Origin of the sequence: Pseudoxanthomonas sp. SGT-18, assembly GCF_003931645.1 — a bacterium.
Taxonomy (GTDB): Bacteria; Pseudomonadota; Gammaproteobacteria; order Xanthomonadales; family Xanthomonadaceae; genus Pseudoxanthomonas.
Window position 1 is genome coordinate 92,730 of sequence record NZ_RRYJ01000010.1, and the last position, 19,364, is coordinate 112,093.

12 protein-coding genes and 1 pseudogene are annotated in these 19,364 nt (G+C 70.9%); 8 read left to right on the plus strand and 5 right to left on the minus strand.

The features are described from left to right. Window positions 1–8 precede the first annotated feature (8 nt). A complete protein-coding gene (locus tag EIM47_RS13480; RefSeq protein WP_125077194.1) occupies window positions 9–2,882 on the minus strand; it encodes a TonB-dependent receptor in 2,874 nt (957 codons plus the stop codon). Window positions 2,883–3,309: 427 nt separating this feature from the next. Between EIM47_RS13480 and EIM47_RS13485 the strand changes: the two genes are divergently transcribed. The 4 genes from EIM47_RS13485 to EIM47_RS13500 all read left to right on the plus strand — a co-directional run bounded on the left by EIM47_RS13485 (window position 3,310) and on the right by EIM47_RS13500 (window position 10,211). Beyond that, a complete protein-coding gene (locus tag EIM47_RS13485; RefSeq protein ID WP_125077195.1) occupies window positions 3,310–4,605 on the plus strand; it encodes an MFS transporter in 1,296 nt (431 codons plus the stop codon). Window positions 4,606–4,681: 76 nt separating this feature from the next. Next, window positions 4,682–7,543, plus strand: a complete 2,862-nt coding sequence (locus EIM47_RS13490) for a glycosyl hydrolase 115 family protein (RefSeq protein ID WP_125077196.1) — start codon at window positions 4,682–4,684, stop codon at window positions 7,541–7,543. Between the two features lie 42 nt (window positions 7,544–7,585). Beyond that, a complete protein-coding gene (uxaC, locus tag EIM47_RS13495) occupies window positions 7,586–9,010 on the plus strand; it encodes a glucuronate isomerase (protein WP_019397911.1) in 1,425 nt (474 codons plus the stop codon). A gap of 58 nt (window positions 9,011–9,068) precedes the next feature. Then, the gene (locus tag EIM47_RS13500) at window positions 9,069–10,211 is read left to right on the plus strand and encodes an endo-1,4-beta-xylanase (protein WP_019397912.1); all 1,143 of its coding nucleotides are present in this window, start codon (window positions 9,069–9,071) and stop codon (window positions 10,209–10,211) included. 9 nt (window positions 10,212–10,220) lie between these two features. Here EIM47_RS13500 and EIM47_RS13505 read toward each other — a convergent pair whose 3' ends face one another. Beyond that, entirely contained in the window at window positions 10,221–10,637 is a 417-nt protein-coding gene (locus EIM47_RS13505; RefSeq protein ID WP_019397913.1) for a hypothetical protein, read from the minus strand. A gap of 149 nt (window positions 10,638–10,786) precedes the next feature. On the opposite strand from EIM47_RS13505, the gene EIM47_RS13510 reads away from it, so the two are divergent. Beyond that, window positions 10,787–13,198 carry a DEAD/DEAH box helicase gene (locus EIM47_RS13510; RefSeq protein ID WP_125077197.1) on the plus strand — a complete coding sequence of 804 codons (2,412 nt, stop codon included), beginning with the start codon at window positions 10,787–10,789 and terminating at the stop codon, window positions 13,196–13,198. A gap of 101 nt (window positions 13,199–13,299) precedes the next feature. Beyond that, window positions 13,300–14,079, plus strand: a pseudogene (locus EIM47_RS13515) (ribonuclease H-like domain-containing protein); the annotation flags it as partial. A 58-nt stretch (window positions 14,080–14,137) separates the two neighbouring features. Here the strand turns inward: EIM47_RS13515 and EIM47_RS13520 are convergent. Continuing rightward, window positions 14,138–14,659 carry a hypothetical protein gene (locus EIM47_RS13520; protein ID WP_205948726.1) on the minus strand — a complete coding sequence of 174 codons (522 nt, stop codon included), beginning with the start codon at window positions 14,657–14,659 and terminating at the stop codon, window positions 14,138–14,140. 9 nt (window positions 14,660–14,668) lie between these two features. Between EIM47_RS13520 and EIM47_RS13525 the strand changes: the two genes are divergently transcribed. Continuing rightward, window positions 14,669–14,953, plus strand: coding sequence for a hypothetical protein (locus tag EIM47_RS13525; RefSeq protein WP_164514616.1), 285 nt, complete (start codon window positions 14,669–14,671; stop codon window positions 14,951–14,953). After that, on the plus strand, window positions 14,950–15,957 hold the full coding sequence (locus EIM47_RS13530) for an aromatic ring-hydroxylating dioxygenase subunit alpha (RefSeq protein ID WP_125077199.1): 1,008 nt from the start codon (window positions 14,950–14,952) through the stop codon (window positions 15,955–15,957). Before EIM47_RS13525 ends, EIM47_RS13530 begins: the two co-directional genes overlap by 4 nt. Before the next feature lie 10 nt (window positions 15,958–15,967). On the opposite strand, the gene EIM47_RS13535 is transcribed toward EIM47_RS13530, so the two are convergent. Together EIM47_RS13535 and EIM47_RS13540 are read right to left on the minus strand one after the other, a co-directional pair. Then, window positions 15,968–17,281 (minus strand): gluconate:H+ symporter, encoded by a 1,314-nt coding sequence (locus EIM47_RS13535; protein ID WP_019397918.1) that lies wholly within the window; start codon window positions 17,279–17,281, stop codon window positions 15,968–15,970. A gap of 75 nt (window positions 17,282–17,356) precedes the next feature. Further along, on the minus strand, window positions 17,357–19,363 hold the full coding sequence (locus EIM47_RS13540) for a YjhG/YagF family D-xylonate dehydratase (protein WP_125077200.1): 2,007 nt from the start codon (window positions 19,361–19,363) through the stop codon (window positions 17,357–17,359). Between the last annotated feature and the right edge of the window lies 1 nt (window position 19,364).

Consider the following 19,364-nt stretch of genomic DNA (forward strand, 5'->3'; position numbering starts at 1 on the left):
TGCAGCAATCAGAACGTGCCGCGGATGCCCACGGTGACGGTCCGGCCCGGGTCGTACAGGTCGTTCACCGCGTTCGGGAACGCGAAGTACGAACGGCGCTCCTCGCCGGTCAGGTTCAGCACGTTGAAGGTCAGCTGCGGCTGGGTCCTGATGTTCTTCAGCGTGTAGCTGGCCGACAGGTCGAGCTGGCCGCGGTCCTCGCCGTAGATCTGCGCGAACGGGATGCCCTGCTGGTTCGGGCCGGTGCCGGTGGCGCCCTCGGTCCAGGTGTAGGACAGGCGCACCGAGGCGACCTCGTTCTCCCAGTAGGCGGTGGCGTTCCACAGCGACGGGGCGACGCCGTAGACGTTGTTGGACAGCGCCTCCGCGTCGCGGCCCAGGGTCTTGATGTCCAACTTGGTGTAGTTGGCCATGAAGCCCAGGCCTTCCAGCACCACGCTCAGCGGCTGCACCCAGATCGCCTCCCAGCCGCGGATCTCCAGCTCGGCGTCGGCGTTGACCTGCTGCTGCACGTTGACCGTGGCCACGTCCGGGCCGCCGCGCGAGTTGATCGCCTGCTGCTGCGAGTCGACCAGGTCCTCGAACGGAATGCCCAGGCTGCGGAACGGACGGGTGGTCACGCCCTGGTAGGTGTAGCCCTCCACGCGCTTGTTGAACAAGGTCAGGCCGACGAAGCCCTCGGCCCCGGTGTACCACTCGCCACCGATGTCGAAGTTGGTGGAGATGTACGGGGTCAGGTCCGGGTTGCCCTGGTTGGCCACCTGCGCCGAGATGTCGGTGAAGGTGGTCGCCGGCAGCATGGAGCTGGGGTTCGGGCGGGTCATGGTGCGCGAGGCCGAGGTGCGCAGCACCACGTTGTCGGCCACGTCCCAGGCGGCGCTGAACGAAGGCAGCCACTCGGAGTAGTCGCCGTCCAGGGTCTGCCAGAAGCGGTTGCCGCCGATGGTCACCGGGCCGCTGATCTCCTGGTCGGTGGTCACGTAGCGCACGCCGAAGTTGTAGCGCAGGCCGCGGTTCATGATCTCCGACTCGCCGTTGACCATGACGTAGGCCGCCTTGGTGGTCTCGTCGAAGCCGCCGGTGGAGCCGCCGGTGTTCGGGCCGGCCGCCTCGTCCGCCGCGTCGCGGTACTGGGCGTAGTTGGTGTCGCGCATGAAGCGCTTGTAGTCCACCGAGACGAAGCCCGCCGGGCCCGGCACGATGTAGTCGGCCAGCCTGGCGTCGTCGACCAGGTCGAAGGCGTACGGCTGCCAGCCGCTGCCGGTGTCGCCGAAGCCCTGGATGCGGCGCTTGTTGTTGTCCCACGCCACGCCGAAGCTGACGTTGTTGCGGTCGTCACCCAGCTGCAGGTCGGCGCGGAAGCCGCTGGTCTCGGTGACGCGCTTCTCGTTCTGGGCCCACACGCGGCCGCCCTCCCAGGTCCAGCCCAGGTTGGGGTCGTTGAGGTCGATGTCGGTGGTCCAGCTCGGGATGCTGCCGTTGTTGGTGTACTGCAGCGTGGTGAACGGCGAGTTGAACAGGATCGTCGGCGACTCGCGGAACATCCAGCTGCGGCTGGCGTTGGCCTGCACGTCCAGCTTGATGTTCTGGTCGGCGCCGAACCAGAAGGTCGCGCCCGGGGTCACGTGCCAGTACTTGACGTCCTCGACGTACGGGCGCGCTTCCAGGAAGAACTGGGCGTTGGTGAAGGTGGCGCTGGTGACGACGTTGTTGGCGTCCAGCTGCATGTTCAGCGGGATCATCGCGCCGTTGCGGCCGACCAGGTTCATGTCCAGGCGCTGGTTGGTGCGGTGCGCCTCGGTGTACAGCACGTCGACGTAGGCCTCGACGGTCTCGTTCGGGCGCCACTGCACCGAACCGAGGAAGGCGTCGCGGTCGCGGTCGCCGGACATGTGCACCGGACGGCCGAGGCGCGGGATCAGCGCTTCGCCGATCTGGGCGGTGCTCAGGCCCGGGTTGTTGGCCTCCAGCCAGGCGGCGTCGATCGCCTGGCCCGGGGCCAGGCCGGCGGCGATGGTGGCGGCGTTGTTCGGCACCACGTCCGGGATGCGCCAACCGTTACCACCGGTGACATTGCACGGCTGGCCGAGGGCCGGGAAGGCGGCCGGGTCGCCGCCGCTGCCGCACTGGGCGTTGGTCAGGTTCGGGTTGGTCCAGCCGATGGTCTCGTAGCCCTCCACGCCCAGCTTGCCGCGCTGCGAGGTCACGCCGGCCAGCACGCCGAAGGTGCCGTCGGCGTTGGTCCAGGAGCCGATCAGGGTGCCGCGCGGGCTGGCCTTCTCGCTGTTGTCGTTGTAGTCGGCCTGCAGCGAGTAGGTCAGGTGGGTGCCCGGCATGTCGAACGGGCGCATGTTGCGCATGTCGATCACGCCCGCGGCGCCGCCTTCCGGCAGGTTCGCGGTCGGCGACTTGTAGACCGTCAGCTGGTTGAAGAACTCGGTCGGGAAGATGTTGAGGTCGACCTCGCGGTTCTGGTTGGTCGCATCCAGGCCGATCGAGGCGGTCGCCACCGAGGCGCCGTTGATGGTGGTCTTGGTGAAGCTGTTGGGCAGGCCGCGGATGGCGACGTTCAAGCCCTCGCCGTTGACGTCGCGGTTGAGCTGGATGCCGGGCACGCGCGACAGCGACTCGGCGATGTTGGTGTCGGGGAACTTGCCGATGTCCTCGGCGAAGATCGAATCGGTGAAGCCGGTGGAGTCACGCTTGGCTTCGGTCGAGTACTGCAGGCTCTGGCGGAAACCGCGCACGGTCACCGTGTCGAGCTGGACGGCCTGCTCATCCTGGCCGGCCTCGTTGTCCTGCGCGATGGCGCCGCCGCTGGCAAGCGCCAGGCACAGCAGGCCCAGGGCGCGCGACAGTTCTGTCTTGCAAGGCTTCTTCACCGTACTCCCTCCCGTTTCTGGTGGCCGGCGGCGCGACTCAAGGGGGTGCCGCAGTCCACCGGTGTCTTTCGCTGATTGGTATGTGGGTTCCGCTACCGGGCGATATCAGTTTGAAATCAATGATACCGGTCCCATGAGCGGCGGCGATGGTAGCGCCCGCTGAAAACCGTACGCAAGCGCGTGTTGGCTGAATGCGCGGATGTTGCAGCGCACGATGAAAAGCGCTGTTTTTCAAGGGACTTTTGCGGGCTCGGGATGACAGCGCTGACATCCCTGTTTTTGCGGCCGGATGCCTTGGTGATGGTTATCCCGCTGTGTTAATGATACCGATATCAATGCGGTTCACTTTCGCGGGAGGGTTTATGCTGCGCTGCAGTAAAAGACATTTTGTGTTGCGTTGCAGCAGCGCGGTGCGCGGAGGTAACCGGTGAACAAGGCCAGCCCGGCCGCCGCCGGATCCATCGGTCGCTACCGCTGGCGCGTGTGCGCCATGCTGCTGGCGGCGACCACCATCAACTACATCGACCGCCAGGTGCTGGGCGTGCTGGCGCCGTTCCTGCAGCACGAGATCGGCTGGAGCGAGCTGGAGTACGGCTACATCGTCATCGCCTTCCAGGCCGCCTACGCGATCGGCCTGCTGTGCGCCGGCGCGGTGATCGACCGCTTCGGCACCCGCATCGGCTACGCGCTGGCGATCAGCATCTGGTCGCTGGCGGCAATGGGCCACGCGCTGGCGGCCAGCGTGCTCGGCTTCATCGTCGCGCGCTTCGCGCTGGGCCTGGGCGAGGCCGGCAACTTCCCGGCCGCGGTCAAGACCGTGGCCGAGTGGTTTCCCAAGCGCGAGCGCGCGTTCGCGGTGGGCATCTTCAACGCCGGCTCCAACATCGGCGCGATCGCCGCGCCACTGATGGTGCCGGTGGTGGCCGTGGCCTGGGGCTGGCAGGCGGCGTTCCTGTGCACCGGCGTGCTCAGCGCGACCTGGCTGGCGGTGTGGCTGGCGCGCTACCGCAGTCCGGAGCAGCACCCGAAGCTGTCGCCGGCCGAGCTGGCGCACATCCGCTCCGACCCGCCGGAGTCCACGGTCAAGGTGCCGTGGCTGCGGCTGCTGCGCCACCGCCAGGCCTGGTCGTTCGTGGCCGCCAAGTTCATCACCGACCCGGTGTGGTGGCTGTTCCTGTTCTGGCTGGGCAAGTTCCTCGCCTCCGAGTACGGATTGTCGCTGGCCAAGATCGGCCCGCCGATGATCGTGGTGTACCTGATGGCCGATTTCGGCAGCATCGCCGGCGGCTGGCTGGCCGGGTGCTTCGTGCGCCTGGGCTGGAACCTCAACCGCGCGCGCAAGGGCGCGATGCTTGTGTGCGCGCTGTGCGTGGCGCCGGTGGCGCTGGTGACCCAGGTCGACAACCTGTGGCTGGCGGTGGGCCTGATCGGCCTGGCCATGGCCGGCCACCAGGGCTGGTCGGCCAACGTGCTCACCCTGCCCTCGGACATGTTCCCGCGCCAGACCGTGGCCTCGGTGGTGGGCATCGGCGGCTTCGCCGGCGCGGTGGGTGGCATGGCCATGTCGCTGTTCACCGGCGCGCAACTGCAGTCCACCGGCAGCTACGGCACGATCTTCCTGATCGCGGGCTCGGCCTACGTGGTCGCGCTGCTGGTGGTGCACCTGCTGGCGCCGCGCCTGGAACCGGCCCGTTTCGAACTCCCGCGCGCGCCCGGCTCCTGAGCCGGCGCGTGCCCCACTGACGCCGCGACCGGTGCCACGTGCGCCGGCCGCGGCCGCCGATGCGAGAGAGACGTTGATGACCAAGCGACACCTTGCCCTGCTGCTGGGCGCCGTGCTCCTGATCCCGGGCGCGGTGCTCGCGCGCCAGGACTGCCGCGCCCCGGCCGCGGTGTGCGAAGCCCGCAGCGCCGGCAGCCTGCCGCTGATCGAGCGCGGCACCCCGCTACCGGTGCTGGTGGACGAGGGCGACTTCGAGGCAGTGAAGCGGGCCGCCGAGGCGCTGCGCGGCGACCTGGCGGCGGTCGCGGGGCGGCCGGCGGCGGAGGCCGCCACGCCGAAGCTGGCGATCATCGCCGGCACCCTGGGCCGCAGCCCGCGGGTCGATCGCATCGTCCGCGAACACCGGATTGATACCGGTGGCGTAAGCGGCGTGTGGGAGGCCTACCTGCTGCAGGTGGTGGAGCGGCCGGAGCCGGGCATCGAGCGCGCCCTGCTGGTGGCCGGCGCCGACCGCCGCGGCACCGCCTACGGCCTGTACGAGCTGTCGCGCCGGATCGGCGTCTCGCCCTGGACCTGGTGGGCCGACGTGCCGCCGCCCAGGCGCGCCAGCCTGCACGTCGCGCCGGGCCGCTTCGTCGACGCGCCCAAGGTGCGCTACCGCGGCATCTTCATCAACGACGAGGACCCGGCCCTGGGCGGCTGGAGCAAGGCGACCTTCGGCGGCACCAACCACCAGTTCTACGAGCGCGTGTTCCAGCTGGTCATGCGCCACAAGGCCAACTTCCTGTGGCCGGCGATGTGGCTGCCGCGCGCGTTCTACGACGACGATCCAAAGAATGCGGAAGTCGCCGACGCCTACGGCGTGGTGATCGGCACCAGCCACCACGAGCCGATGATGCGCGCGCACGACGAGTGGTCGCGCTACGGCAAGGGCCCGTGGGACTACCGCCGCAACGCGCAGGTGCTGCAGGAGTTCTGGCGCGGCGGCGTGGAGCGCCTGCAGGGACGCGAGGCGGTCGTCACCCTGGGCATGCGCGGCGACGGCGACGAGCCGATGAGCGAGGAGACCGCCACCGCGCTGCTGGAGCAGATCGTGGCCGACCAGCGCCGGATCATCGGCGAGGCCACCGGCAAGCCGGTGGAGCAGGTGCCGCAGGTGTGGGCGCTGTACAAGGAAGTGCAGGACTACTACGACAAGGGCATGCGCGTGCCCGACGACGTCACCCTGCTGTTCGCCGACGACAACTGGGGCAACATCCGCCGCCTGCCCGACCCGGCCGACAAGCGCCCCGGCGGCTACGGCGTGTACTACCACTTCGACTACGTCGGCGGCCCGCGCAACTACAAGTGGCTCAACACCACCCAGGTCGAACGCGCCTGGGAACAGATGCGCCTGGCCTGGGCCCACGGCGTGGAGCGGCTGTGGGTGGTCAACGTCGGCGACATCAAGCCGCAGGAACTGCCGATCAGCGCCTTCCTCGACCAGGCCTGGGATCCGGACGCGGCCGACCTGGAATGGATCAGGACCTACCCGGCGCGCTGGGCGGCCGAGCAGTTCGGCCCGGCGCATGCGCAGGCCATCGGTGACATCCTCACCCGCTATACCCGGCTCAACGCGCGGCGCAAGCCGGAACTGATCGACGCCGCCACCTGGAGCCTGGTCCACGACCGCGAGGCCGGGCGCGTGCTGTCCGAATGGGATGCGCTGGTGGCGCAGGTGCAGGCACTGGCGCCGAAGATCCCGGCCAGCCATCGCGACGCTTGGTACCAGCTGGTCGAATACCCGGTGCTGGCCAGCGCCAACCTCAACCACCTGCACGTGGCGGTGGCGCGCAACCGGCTCTACGCCGCCCAGGGCCGCGCTTCGGCCAATGCCTGGGCCGAACAGGCACGCAAGCTGTTCGCCCGCGACGCCGAGCTGCAGCGCGTGTACGAGCAGGAGATCGCCGGCGGCAAGTGGATCCACATGATGAGCCAGCCGCGGATCGGCTATACCCACTGGCAGTCGCCGCCGCGCAACATCCTGCCGGCGCTGGCCAGCGTCGACGCGCCGGAAAAGGGCGTGACCGGCGTGGCGGTGGAAGGCGATCCGCTGGCCTACCCCGCCCTGCTCAAGGCCCCGCGCCTGCCGGAGCTGGATCCGGTCGCCGCCCCGACCCGCGAGGTGGTGGTGTTCAACCGCGGCCAGGCGCCGATCGCCTTCACCGCCACCAGCCGCGCGCCGTGGCTGAAGGTTTCCCCGGCTTCCGGCGAAGTGGCCGACGAGCAGCCGCTCAAGCTGGAAATCGACTGGGATGCCCTGCCGGAAGGCCGCCACGAGGGCGTGGTCTACATCCGTGGCCAGGACTGGACCGAAGTCTACGTAACCGTGCCGGTGCACAAGCCGCCGCAGCATCGCGGCGCGCGCGGCTTCGTCGAGGGCGACGGCGTGGTGGCGATCGAGGCAGAGCACTACGCGCGCGCGGTGCCGCCGCCCGGCGGGCGGTGGCAGGTGATCCCCAACCTGGGCCGCACCCTGTCGGCGGTCGCCGCCTGGCCGGCCACCGGCGAACCGCTGGTGCCCGGCGGCGACGGCGCGCGCCTGGAATACCCGGTGGTGATGCACGAGGACGGCGAGGTCGAGCTGCGCGTGCTGGTCTCGCCGACCCTGGACGTGCGCAACCGCGGCGGCCTGCGCTACGCGGTCTCGGTCAACGACGAGCCGCCGCAACTGGTCAACATCCGCCTGGATCCCAGCCCCGGCGATCCGGACTTCACCGCCTGGGAAGCGGCGGTGATCGACAACGTGCACGTGGCCCGTTCCCGCCACCGCGTGCGCGCCGGCGCCAACACGGTGAAGCTGTGGCTGGTCGATCCTGCGCTGGTGTTCCAGCGCATCGAGCTGGCGCGCCGGCCCATCCCCACCACCCTCGGACCCGCGGAAAGCGCGCGCCGCTGACGGCGCGCGTCCTCCACCCACCCGCATCGACACGGAAGATCCATGAGCACCACCGGCCGCCCGCTGCACCTGCACGAAGACCGCCTGTTCCCCTCCGATCCGACCCAGCGCGCGATCGCGCGCCGCCTGTATTCGCAGGTCGAGGGGCTGCCGATCATCAGCCCGCACGGGCATACCGACCCGGCCTGGTTCGCCGGCAACGCCAGCTTCGCCAACGCCACCGAGCTGCTGCTGGTGCCGGACCACTACGTGTTCCGCATGCTCTACAGCCAGGGCATCGGCCTGGACGCGTTGGGCATCCCCCGCGCCGACGGCAGCCGCGCCGCGGTCGACCCGCGCGAGGCCTGGCGCCTGTTCGCGCGCAACTTCCACCTGTTCCGCGGCACGCCCTCCTCGCTGTGGCTCAACCACGTGTTCCACGAGGTGTTCGGCCTGCGCGTGCGCCTGGACGCCGGCACCGCCGACCACTACTACGACACCATCACCGCCGCGCTGCAGGACGAGGCCTTCCGCCCGCGCGCCCTGTTCGAGCGTTTCGACATCGAGGTGATCGCCACCACCGAGGGGCCGCTGGACCCGCTGGTCCACCACCAGGCGATCCGCGACAGCGGCTGGAAGGGCAAGGTGGTGACCGCCTACCGCCCCGACGAGGTGGTCGATCCCGAGCACGAGGCGTTCGCCGCCGCGCTGGAACGCTTCGGCGCGATCACCGGCGAGGACGTGTACAGCTGGGACGGCTACCTGCGCGCGCACCGCAACCGCCGCGCCTTCTTCAGGTCGCTGGGCGCGACCTCGACCGACCACGGCCACGAGAGCGCGCTGACCGCGGACCTGTCGCGGGCCGAGGCCGAACGCCTGTTCGCGAAGATCCTCAAGGGCGGCTTCTCGCGCGAGGAAGCGGCGCTGTTCCGCGGCCAGGTGCTGACCGAGATGGCGGCCATGAGCCTGGACGATGGCCTGGTGATGCAGCTGCACCCGGGCTGCTACCGCAACCACAACCCGCTGCTGTTCGCCCGCCACGGCCGCAACGTCGGTGCCGACCTGCCGCTGGCCACCGACTACGTGCACGCGCTCAAGCCGCTGCTGGACCGCTTCGGCAACGAGCCCGGCTTCACCTTCATCCTGTTCACCCTCGACGAGAGCACCTACTCGCGCGAGCTGGGCCCGATGGCCGGCCACTACCCCTGCCTGTACCTGGGCCCGGCCTGGTGGTTCCACGACGCGCCGGAGGGCATGTGGCGCTTCCGCGAACAGACCCTCAGCACCGCCGGCTTCTACAACACCGTCGGCTTCAACGACGACACCCGCGCCTTCCTTTCCATCCCCGCCCGCCACGACGTGGCCCGCCGCATCGACTGCGCGGTGCTGGCCAAACTGGTGGCCGAGCACCGGCTGGACGAGGACGAGGCCGCGGAGGTCGCCGTGGACCTGGCCTACCACCTGCCCAAGCGCGCGTACAGGCTGTAACCCGCGCCGCGACGCCTCCCCGGCGCGCGGCGATCCCGTCGACCACCGGAGCCTGCCCATGATCCGTCCCCGCACCGCCCTGCTTGCCACCCTGGCCCTGGCCTGCGGCAACGTCCTGGCCGCACCGCAGACGCTCAGGGAGGCCTACCGCGACGACTTCCTGGTCGGCACTGCGGTCAACGACGCCATCGTCAGCGGCGAGGACGCGGCGCAGCAGGCGCTGGCGGTGCGGCACTTCAACGCCGTCACCCTGGAGAACTCGATGAAGGCCGAGGTCCTGCACCCGGAGCCGGGCAGGTGGGACTTCGAACGCGCCGATGCCTTCGTCGGGTTCGGCCGCAGGCACGGCATGTTCGTCGTCGGCCACACCCTGGTCTGGCACAACCAGACCCCGGACTGGTTCTTCCAGGACGACGCCGGCAGGCCGGCGGACACGGCGACGATGCGCGGCCGCCTGCGCCAGTACATCCACACCGTGGCCGGGCGCTACGCCGGCAAGGTGCATGCCTGGGACGTGGTCAACGAGCAGATCGGCGAGGATGGCCGCTACCGCGATACCGCCTGGGTGCGCGCCTACGGCGGCGACGGCGATGCGCTGCTGCGCGACGCCTTCCGCTTCGCTTCCGAGGCCGCACCGGATGCCGAGCTGTACTACAACGACTTCAACGCCTGGCGCCCGGAGAAGGTGGCCGGCATCGTGCGCATGGTGGAGATGCTGCGGGCGCACGGCATCCGCATCGACGGCGTCGGCATCCAGGGCCACTGGGGCCTCAACTACCCCTCGCTCACCGAGATCGAGGCTGCCATCGACGCCTACCACGCCGCCGGGGTCAAGGTGATGGTCACCGAGCTGGACGTGGACGTGCTGCCGCTGACGAAGGAAGGCCAGATCATCGGCCAGTGCATGCTGCACCCGCAGTTCCAGCTGCCCGAGTTCAAGCGCTTCCTCGACCCGTACCGCGAAGGACTGCCGGACGAAGTGCAGCGCCAGCTGGCCGACCGTTACGCCGAGCTGTTCGCGCTGTTCCACCGCAAGCGCGACAAGCTGGCGCGGGTGGCGGTGTGGGGCATCGCCGACGACATGTCCTGGAAGAACGGCTACCCGATCCCCGGCCGCACCAACTACCCGCTGCTGTTCGACCGCCAGCGCCAGCCCAAGCCGGCGTTGGAGGCGGTGCTGCGGGTGCCGCAGGGCAGGTAGGCGCCGCGCTCAGCCTTCCCCGCCGGCCTGCCCGGGCTGGCAGCGCAGCGGATGCGCCCAGCCCCCGGCCTTGACCACGGCGATGCGGTCGGCCGGATCGAAGGCCACGAGGATGTCGCGCTCGCGGTCCGGTCCGCCATGGGGATCGGACCACGGCAGCCGGCGCGCGGCGATCACCAGGAACGGCGAGGTCGCCAGCACCCGCCCGGTGCCGTCCCAGCAGCCGGTGTAGGCGCACAGCGACAGGCCGCCATCGCTGGCGAAGGCCAGGTCCATGGGGGTGAACTCGCCCTTGTTGGCGGCGCTGCAGCCATCCTCCAGGCAGGTCACCTCCACGTCGTTGAAGCAGCGCCAGGTGTCGGCGCGGGCGCCGCCGCAGGCCAGGCCCAGCACCAGCGCGGCCAGCGCGCACATGGACTTGCGCATGCATCTCCCCCCCCTTGGGTCTACCCGCGGCCGATGGTGCCGCGGCCCGGCGGTGTGCGCCAGCCTGAAGCGGACAGGTCGGCCGCCGCCGCGTCGCACGGATTGAGACGGCAGCCGCGTACAACCCCGCGCTCCACGCTGGAGCCGCCATGCCCGAACTAGCCCCCCTGACCGCGTTCGACCGCCCCGCCCTGCCCGTGCCCGAACCCGACGGCGCCAGCTTCGCCCTGCGCCTGGCCGGCAAGTACCAGGGCCGGGTCACCGGCCACTTCGTCCAGCCCGGGCGCGAGGGCCGCTACGCACCGCTGCCGCGGGAGCTCCCGCCGCGCCTGGCCGCGGCCCTGCGTGCGCGCGGCGTCGAACAGCTCTATTCGCACCAGGCCGAGGCCTGGGAGGCGGTGGCCGGCGGCGGCCACGTGGTGCTGGCCACGCCGACCGCCTCGGGCAAGTCGTTGTGCTACACCCTGCCGGTGGTCAGCGCGGTGATGACGCGCAAGGCCAAGGCGCTGTACCTGTTCCCGACCAAGGCCCTGGCGCAGGACCAGGTGGCCGAGTTGCTGGAGCTCAACCGCGCCGGCGACCTGGGCCTGAAGCCGGCCACCTTCGACGGCGACACCCCGGGCGACCAGCGCCAGGCGATCCGCCTCAACGGCGACATCGTGGTCTCCAACCCAGACATGCTCCACCAGGGGATCCTGCCGCACCACACCAAGTGGGCGCAGTTCTTCGAGGGCCTGGAGTACGTGGTGATCGACGAGATCCACAGCTACCGCGGCGTGTTCGGCTCGCACCTGGCCAACGTGCTGCGGCGGCTGAAGCGCGTGTGCGCGTTCTACGGCACGAAGCCGCAGTTCATCCTGTGCTCGGCCACCATCGGCAACCCGAAGGAACACGCCGAGGCGCTGCTGGAGGACGAGGTCCATGCGATCACCGAATCCGGCGCGCCCAGCGGCGACCGCCACGTGCTGCTGTGGAACCCGCCGGTGGTCAACCCGGACCTGGGCCTGCGCGCCTCGGCGCGTTCGCAGTCCACCCGCATCGCGCGCGCCGCGCTCAAGGCCGGGCTCAAGACCCTGGTGTTCGCGCGTTCGCGGACCATGGTCGAGGTGCTGACCAAGTACCTGAAGGACGTGTTCGACAACGATCCGCGCAAGCCGGCGCGGGTGCGCGCCTACCGCGGCGGCTACCTGCCCACCGAGCGGCGCGAGGCCGAGCAGGCCATGCGCGCCGGGCGCATCGATTGCATCGTCTCGACCTCGGCGCTGGAACTGGGCGTGGACATCGGCAGCCTGGACCTGGTGGTGCTCAACGGCTACCCGGGCTCGGTGGCCGCGACCTGGCAGCGCTTCGGCCGCGCCGGCCGTCGCCGGCAGGCCTCGCTGGGGGTGATGGTGGCCAGCTCCGACCCGCTGGACCAGTACATGGTGCGGCATCCGGAATTCTTCTCCGCCGCGCCGCCGGAGCACGCCCGCATCGCCCCCGACCAGCCGGTGATCCTGCTCGACCACATCCGCTGCGCCGCGTTCGAGCTGCCGTTCCTGCAGGGCGAGCACTTCGGCAGCGTGGAGCCGGAGGTGTACCTGCAGCTGCTGGCCGAGGACGGCGTGGTGCATCCGGAAGGCGGGCGCTGGGAGTGGATCGCCGACAGCTACCCGGCCAACGCGGTGAGCCTGCGCTCGGTGGCCGACGGCAACTTCGTGGTGGTCGACCGCACCGATGGCCGCCAGGTGATCATCGCCGAGGTCGATTTCAGCTCCGCGCCGCTGATGCTCTACGAGGGCGCGATCCACATGGTGCAGTCGGTGCCCTACCAGGTGGAGCGGCTGGACTGGGAGGGCCGCAAGGCCTACGTCACCCGCACCCACGTCGACTACTACACCGATGCGATCGACTACACCAGGCTCAAGGTGCTGGAGCGCTTCGACGGCGTGATTGCCGGCGCCGGCACCTGCCACCACGGCGAGGTGCACGTGGTGAGGCGCGTGTCCGGCTACAAGAAGATCCGCTACTACACCCACGAGAACATCGGCTATGGCCCGGTGAACCTGCCGGACCAGGAGCTGCACACCTCGGCGCTGTGGTGGCAGCTGCCACAGGCCGAGCTGGAGGCGCGCTTCGCCAGCCGCCAGGACGCGCTGGACGGCTTCCTCGGCGCCGGCTACGCCCTGCACGTGGTCGCCAAGGTCGCGGTGATGGCCGAATCGGCCGACCTGCAGAAGGCGGTCGGCAGCGGCGACGGCGCCTGGTTCGCCAGCGGCGACGGCCGCGGCCGCGGCCAGCTGCGTGCACTGGACGGCAGCATGGTCGATCCCGACCGCCACGACAGCTTCGTGCCCACCGTCTACCTCTACGACAACTACCCCGGCGGCATGGGCCAGAGCGAGCCGCTGTGGAAGCGCCAGCGCGAACTGGTGGTGCGCGCACGCGAACTGGTCGAACGCTGCGACTGCCGTGCCGGCTGCCCGGCCTGCGTCGGCCCGGTGCTGGCCGCGCAGGAGGACGAGGAGACCACGCCCAAGGCGCTGGCGCTGCGCGTGCTCGGCGCGCTGGAGGCGGCATGAGCCTGTCGCTGGCGAAACTGCAGCAGCTCAAGTGCCAGGCCGGAGCCAGCACGCCGCGCCGGGCGACGCCCCCGGCCACGCCCGGCGCGGCGGCCAGCCCCGACCTGGACCAGCTGCGCAGCCTGCTGCGGGTACGCGCGCGGCCGCAGGCCACGCCGGCCAGTGGCGACCGCCAGCTGCCCGGCGAGCAGATCGCGCCAGGCCTGTACCTGGTCGAGGAACGGTTGCACGACGAGCCGCTGCCGCAGGCCTTCGACGGCCGCTTCGACCGCGGCGAGCCGATAGATCCGGCGGACCTGCTGTTCTTCGATACCGAGACCACCGGCCTGGCCGGCGGCACCGGCACGCGCGCCTTCATGGTCGGCGCGGCGGACTGGCACCACGGCCAGCTGCGCATCCGCCAGCTGACCATCGCCAGCACGTCCGCCGAGGCCGCGATGCTGGACGTGCTGGCCGGCTGGGTCGGCCCGCGCACGGTGCTGTGCAGCTACAACGGCAAGTGCTACGACGCGCCGCTGCTGGCCACCCGCTACCGCCTGGCGCGACGCGCGCACCCGTTCGCCGGGCTGCGCCACGTCGACCTGCTCTACCCCACCCGCCGCCGCTACCGCGGCGTGTACGAGAACTGCCGGCTGGCGACGATCGAACGCCAGGTACTGAAGGTGGTGCGCGAGGACGACCTGCCCGGCTCGGAGGCGCCCGCCGCCTGGCTGGGCTACCTGCGCGGCGGCGGCGCCGGGCTGCTGCGGCGGGTGCTGGCGCACAACCGCCAGGACGTGATCTCCCTGTCGCGGCTGCTGCGGCACCTGTCGGCGGCCGGGGCGGAGCAGGCCGCCGCGGGGCTGCCGGGCGAAGCCATGCTGCCGGCGCCAGTCGCCTGAGGAGCCGGCGCGCGCGGCCGTGGCAGGCATGCGCACCGGCCGCGCGCGGGGCGGGAGCTCAGCGCCGGATCCGGGTGAACTCCGAGTACTCCCACTTGCGCAGGGCCAGCACCGCGCTGCAGCCGTTGCGCGCCTCCAGCGGCAGCTGCGAATCGTGGAGGGCGAGGGTGTCGAACTCGCGCGCCAGCTTCTCCATCTCCGCGGCGATGTAGCGCATGGAGCCGTCGGACAGCATGCCGGCAAGGAAGTGGAAGCCGTCCTCCGGCTCCGCGAACGGCGCGGCGAAGAACTCCGGCAGGATCCGCTCCAGGAAGAAGCCGTGCACCGGGCCGTTGCGCCTCCAGGTGAAGTTGCGCGCGGTCAGCTTGCGGATCCGGTACGGCGGCCGGTAGTCGATGATCTTCAGCGCGTCCAGGCGCAGCAGCAGCGAGACCAGCTCTACGTGGGCAAGTACTCGCGCTTCAACCCGGTGTACGGCGAAGGCTTCCTGCGCGCCTGGCACCGCGCCGGCCTGCTGCACTTCCACGGCCACCGCGACGGGGAAGGCCGGCTGCAGGCGATCGCCGGGGTGTTCGGCCACGGCCGCGTGGTGACCACGCCGATACTGGGCTACGACACCGGCCTGCCGCGGGAACTGGGCCTCTACCGCCTGGCCGCGATCAACGTCTACCGGCATGCCGCCGCGCACGGGCTGGAGGTCAACCTCAGTGCCGGTGCAGCCGGGTTCAAGCGCCTGCGCGGCGGGCGCCCGGCGATCGAGTACAGCGCGGTCTACGCCCGCCACCTGCCGGCGCGCGCGCAGCGCGCCCTGGACCTGCTCTCGGCCGCCAGCTGCCGGCTCGGTGCGCCCCTGTTGCGGAGATTCGCACTTTGACCTGGCATCCGGACCTGTACCGCCACTGGTATGCGGTGGCACGCACCGGCGAGGTGGGCGAGCGGCCGCTGGCCGTGACCCTGCTCGACACCCATATCGCCCTGGCCCGCGCCGGCGACGGCTGGATCGCACTGGAGGACCGCTGCCCGCACCGGCACGTGCCGCTGTCGGCCGGCTGCGTGGCCGATGGCCAGCTGCGCTGTCCGTACCACGGCTGGTCGTTCGACCGCGAAGGCAGGTTGCGCCACCTGCCCGGCCTGCCCGCGCACGCCCCGCTGCCTGGCGTGAAGGTACGCAGCTTCCCGGTGGTCGAATGCGACGGCTTCCTGTGGGTGCGCCCTGGCACGGAAGGCGAGCCTGCGCCGCCGGAGCTGGTCCGCGGCACGGACCCGGCCACGCGCCGCTTCCAGTGGCGCACCACCTGGAAAGCGCACGTGCTCGATGCCATGGAGAACTTCCTGGATCCGATGCACACCCACTTCGTCCATCCCGGCCTGGTCCGGGTGGAAAGCCGGAGGGTGGCGGCACGGGCCCGTTTCCAGGCCACCAGCGAAGGCTTCACCGTCGACTACCGCGGCACGCCGAAGCAGTCCGGGCTGCTTTACCGGCTGTTCGAGTCCGAGCGCACGATGGAGCGCGCATGGTTCGCCGCCCCCGGCAGCGCGCGCCTGGAGTACCGCTACGCCAACGGCAGCCGGATCCTGTTCGACCTGCACTTCAGCCCGCGCGACGCCGGATCGACCGAAGTGTTCGTGGGACTGCACGTGGAAGGCCGGCGTGCCCCGGCCTGGGCGATCCGGCTGCTGGCCTGGCCACTGCTGAAGAAGGTCAACGACCAGGACGTGCGCATGCTGGAACTGCAGGCGGGGAACCTGGCCCGCTTTGGCCGCCGGCGCGGGGCCTCGACCCCGATCGACGTGGTCCGTCCGGCGCTGGAGCGGTTCTGGAGCGAGGGCCGCCTGCCCGCGCCCGGCGAATGCTTCGAGGTGGAGATGATGCTGTAGCCGGCGCGGGCTACAGCGCCAGGTCCAGCAGCAGCACGCCGGCCAGCCCGACCACGGAGATGGTCGATTCCATCACCGTCCACGAGCGGAAAGTCTGGGCCATGGACAGGCCGAAGAACTCCTTGAACATCCAGAAGGCCGAGTCGTTGACGTGGGAGCCGAACACGCTGCCGGCGCCCACCGCCAGCACCATCAGTTCCGGCGACACGCCGGTGCTCTCCACCAGCGGACCCACCACGCCGGCGGCGGTGATCACCGCCACGGTCGAGGAGCCGATCATCACCCGCAGCAGCGCGGTGGCCAGCCAGGCGAACAGCAGCGGTGGCATCTGCCACTGCCCGGCCAGGGCAGCGATGGTCGCGCCCACCCCGCTGTCGACCAGCACCTGCTTGAACACGCCGCCGGCGGTGATGATCAGCAGGATCACGGCGATGCCGCCGATGGCGGCATTGAGCCAGCGCGTCTGCGTCTCCAGGCCCACGCCGCGGCGATGGCCCAGGAACCAGAACGCCAGCAGGGTCGACAGCAGCAGGGCCACGGTCGGGTTTCCAAGGAACAGCAGCGCGGTGCGCACCAGGCCTTCCGGCAGCAGGCCGTCGGCAACCACCGAGACGCTGATCAGCAGCACCGGCGACAGCGCGATCAGGAACGAGCATGGCGCGCCCGGCAGCTCGCCGCGCGCACCATCTTCCGGACCGTTGAACAGGTCCGGCAGCGGCGGGTTGATGGATTTCAGCCGGCGCGAAAGCCAGGGACCGGCGATCACTACCGCCGGCACGGCCATCACCAGGCCGTACAGCAGGGTGCGGCCCATGTCCGCGCCGAAGGCATTCACCAGCACCACCGGTCCCGGATGTGGCGGCAGGAAGCAGTGGGTGGTGCTCAGCGAGGCCACGGTGGGGATGGCCAGCAGCAGGATCGGCAGGCCGGTGCGTCGCGCCAGCGAGAAGACCAGCGGCACCAGGATGATGAAGCCGGCATTGAAGTACAGCGGGATGCCGACCAGGAAGCCGGTCAGCAGCAGCGCCCACTGGATGTTGCGCTCGCCGAAGGCGCCGATCAGGGTGGTGGCGATCTTTTCCGCCGCGCCGCTTTCCTCCAGCACCTTGCCCAGGATCGCGCCGAGCACGATCACCAGCGCCAGCCCGGCCAGCGTGCTGCCGACGCCGGCATCGATGGTCCTGACCAGGTCCTGCGGCGCGATGCCCAGGGCCAGGCCCATCGGGATCGCCACCACCAGCAGCGACAGGAACGGGCTCAGCTTGCGCGCGGTGAGCAGGATCTGCAGCGCGATGGCGGCGGCGATGATGAGGAACGTGGCCATCCAGCAACTCCCCGGGAGTGAGTGGTACGACGTCCGGCCATGGCCGGCGCGATCGGTTCGTGCGGGCGCGCGGGATCAGCCCTCCATTGCCGCGCGGCGCTGCGCCAGCGCCTCGCGGCCGGCGCGCAGGGTCTCGACGATGGCGTCCACGTCGTAGACGCAACCGCCCCAGGTCCCGCCGCTGGCTTCCTGCAGCGCGGCCCATAGCCGGGTGTCGGCCGGCAGCTTCGGATGCGGCGCGATGGCCGGATGCACCGGGCGCGAGGCCAGCACCTTCGCGCCTTCCTCCGGCGACAGCGCGTTCGCCTGGTCGGTGCCGATGAAGTCGATGCTCCCCTGCAGCGTGTTGCGGTCGATCACGATCCGCACCAGGTCGCCATCGCGCAGGCGACCGATCGGTCCGCCGGCCAGCGCCTCCGGCCCAACATGGCCGATGCAGGCGCCGGTGGAAACGCCGGAGAAACGCGCATCGGTCAGCACCGGCACGTGCTTGCCCCAGGGCAGGTACTTGAGCGCGGAGGTGAGCTGGTAGGTCTCCTCCATCCCGGTACCCGCCGGACCGCAGCCGGCCAGCACGACGACGTCACCGGCCACCACCGCGCCCTCGCCCCTGGCCTTGATCGCGGCGATGGCCTCGTGCTCGCTGGCGAACACCCGCGCCCTGCCGGTGTGGCGGTAGACGTTGTCCGCGTCGACCACGGAAGGATCGATCGAGGTGGCCTTGATCACCGAGCCATCCGGCGCGAGGTTGCCGACCGGGAACACCAGTGCAGATGTCAACCCGGCGGCGCGGGCCGCATCCGGGCCCATGATCACGTTGCCGGGATCGACGCCATCCAGCTCGCGCAGCCGCTGCCGCGCGATGCGGCGTGCCTGGCTGTGCTCCCACCATTCCAGGTTCTCGCCGACGGTGCGGCCGCTGACCGTGGGGATGTCCAGGTGCAGCAGTCCCATGTCGCGCAGGTGCAGCATCACCTCGGGCACGCCGCCGGCCATGAACACCTGCACCGTGGGATGGTGGCGCGGGCCGTTGGGCAGCGCGTCGACCAGGCGCGGCGTGGCGCGATTGGCCGCGGTCCAGTCGGCCACCGTGGGTGCGGCAAGTCCGGCGGCACGCGCGATCGCCGGCACGTGCAGCAGCAGGTTGGTGGACCCGCCGAAGGCCGCATGCACCAGCAGCGCGTTCTCCACCGCCTTGCGGGTGAGGATGGCCGACAGCGGCGTGCCGGCCTGGGCCAGCCGCATCAGGGCCAGCGCCGAGCGCCGCGCCATGTCCAGCCATACCGGCTCGCCGGAAGGCGCCAGCGCGCTGTGTGGCAGGGCCATGCCCAGCGCCTCGGCGATCACCTGCGAGGTCGCGGCGGTGCCGAGGAACTGGCAGCCGCCACCCGGCGAGCCGCAGGCACGGCAGCCCATGGCCGCGGCGTGTTCCAGGTCGATCAGCCCGTGCGCATAGCGCGCGCCGATGGTCTGCACCTTGGCCGTGTCCTCGGCACCGCGCGCCGGCAGGGTCACGCCGCCGGGCACGATCACGCCGGGCAGGTCGCCGCAGCCGGCCAGGGCCAGCATCATTGCCGGCAGGCCCTTGTCGCAGGTGGCGATGCCCAGCACGCCGCGACGCGTGGGCAGCGAGCGCACCAGGCGGCGCATGGTCATCGCCGCGTCATTGCGGTACGGCAGGCTGTCGAACATGCCGGTCGTGCCCTGGGTGCGGCCGTCGCACGGATCCGAGCACATCACCGAGAACGGCAGGCCGCCGTTGGCCGCGAACGTCTCCGCGGCCGCGCGCACCAGGCGGTCGATCTCCCAGTGGCCGGTATGCAGGCCGAGCGCGACCGGCTGGCCGTCCCCGGCACGCAGGCCACCCTGGGTGCTGACGATCAGGTACGGATCGCGCGCGATCTCGCTGGCGCGCCAGCCCATGCCGGCATTCTGGGTCATGCCGAACAGGTGCCCGCTGGGCGCCTGGCGCAGCATCGTATCGTCGATCGGCAGGCGCCCGGGCGGACCCTCGCCGGAGGTACGGGTTTCCGCCAGGGCGGTTCCGTCGCCGAGGATCACTCCCAGGGCATCAGCCTGCATC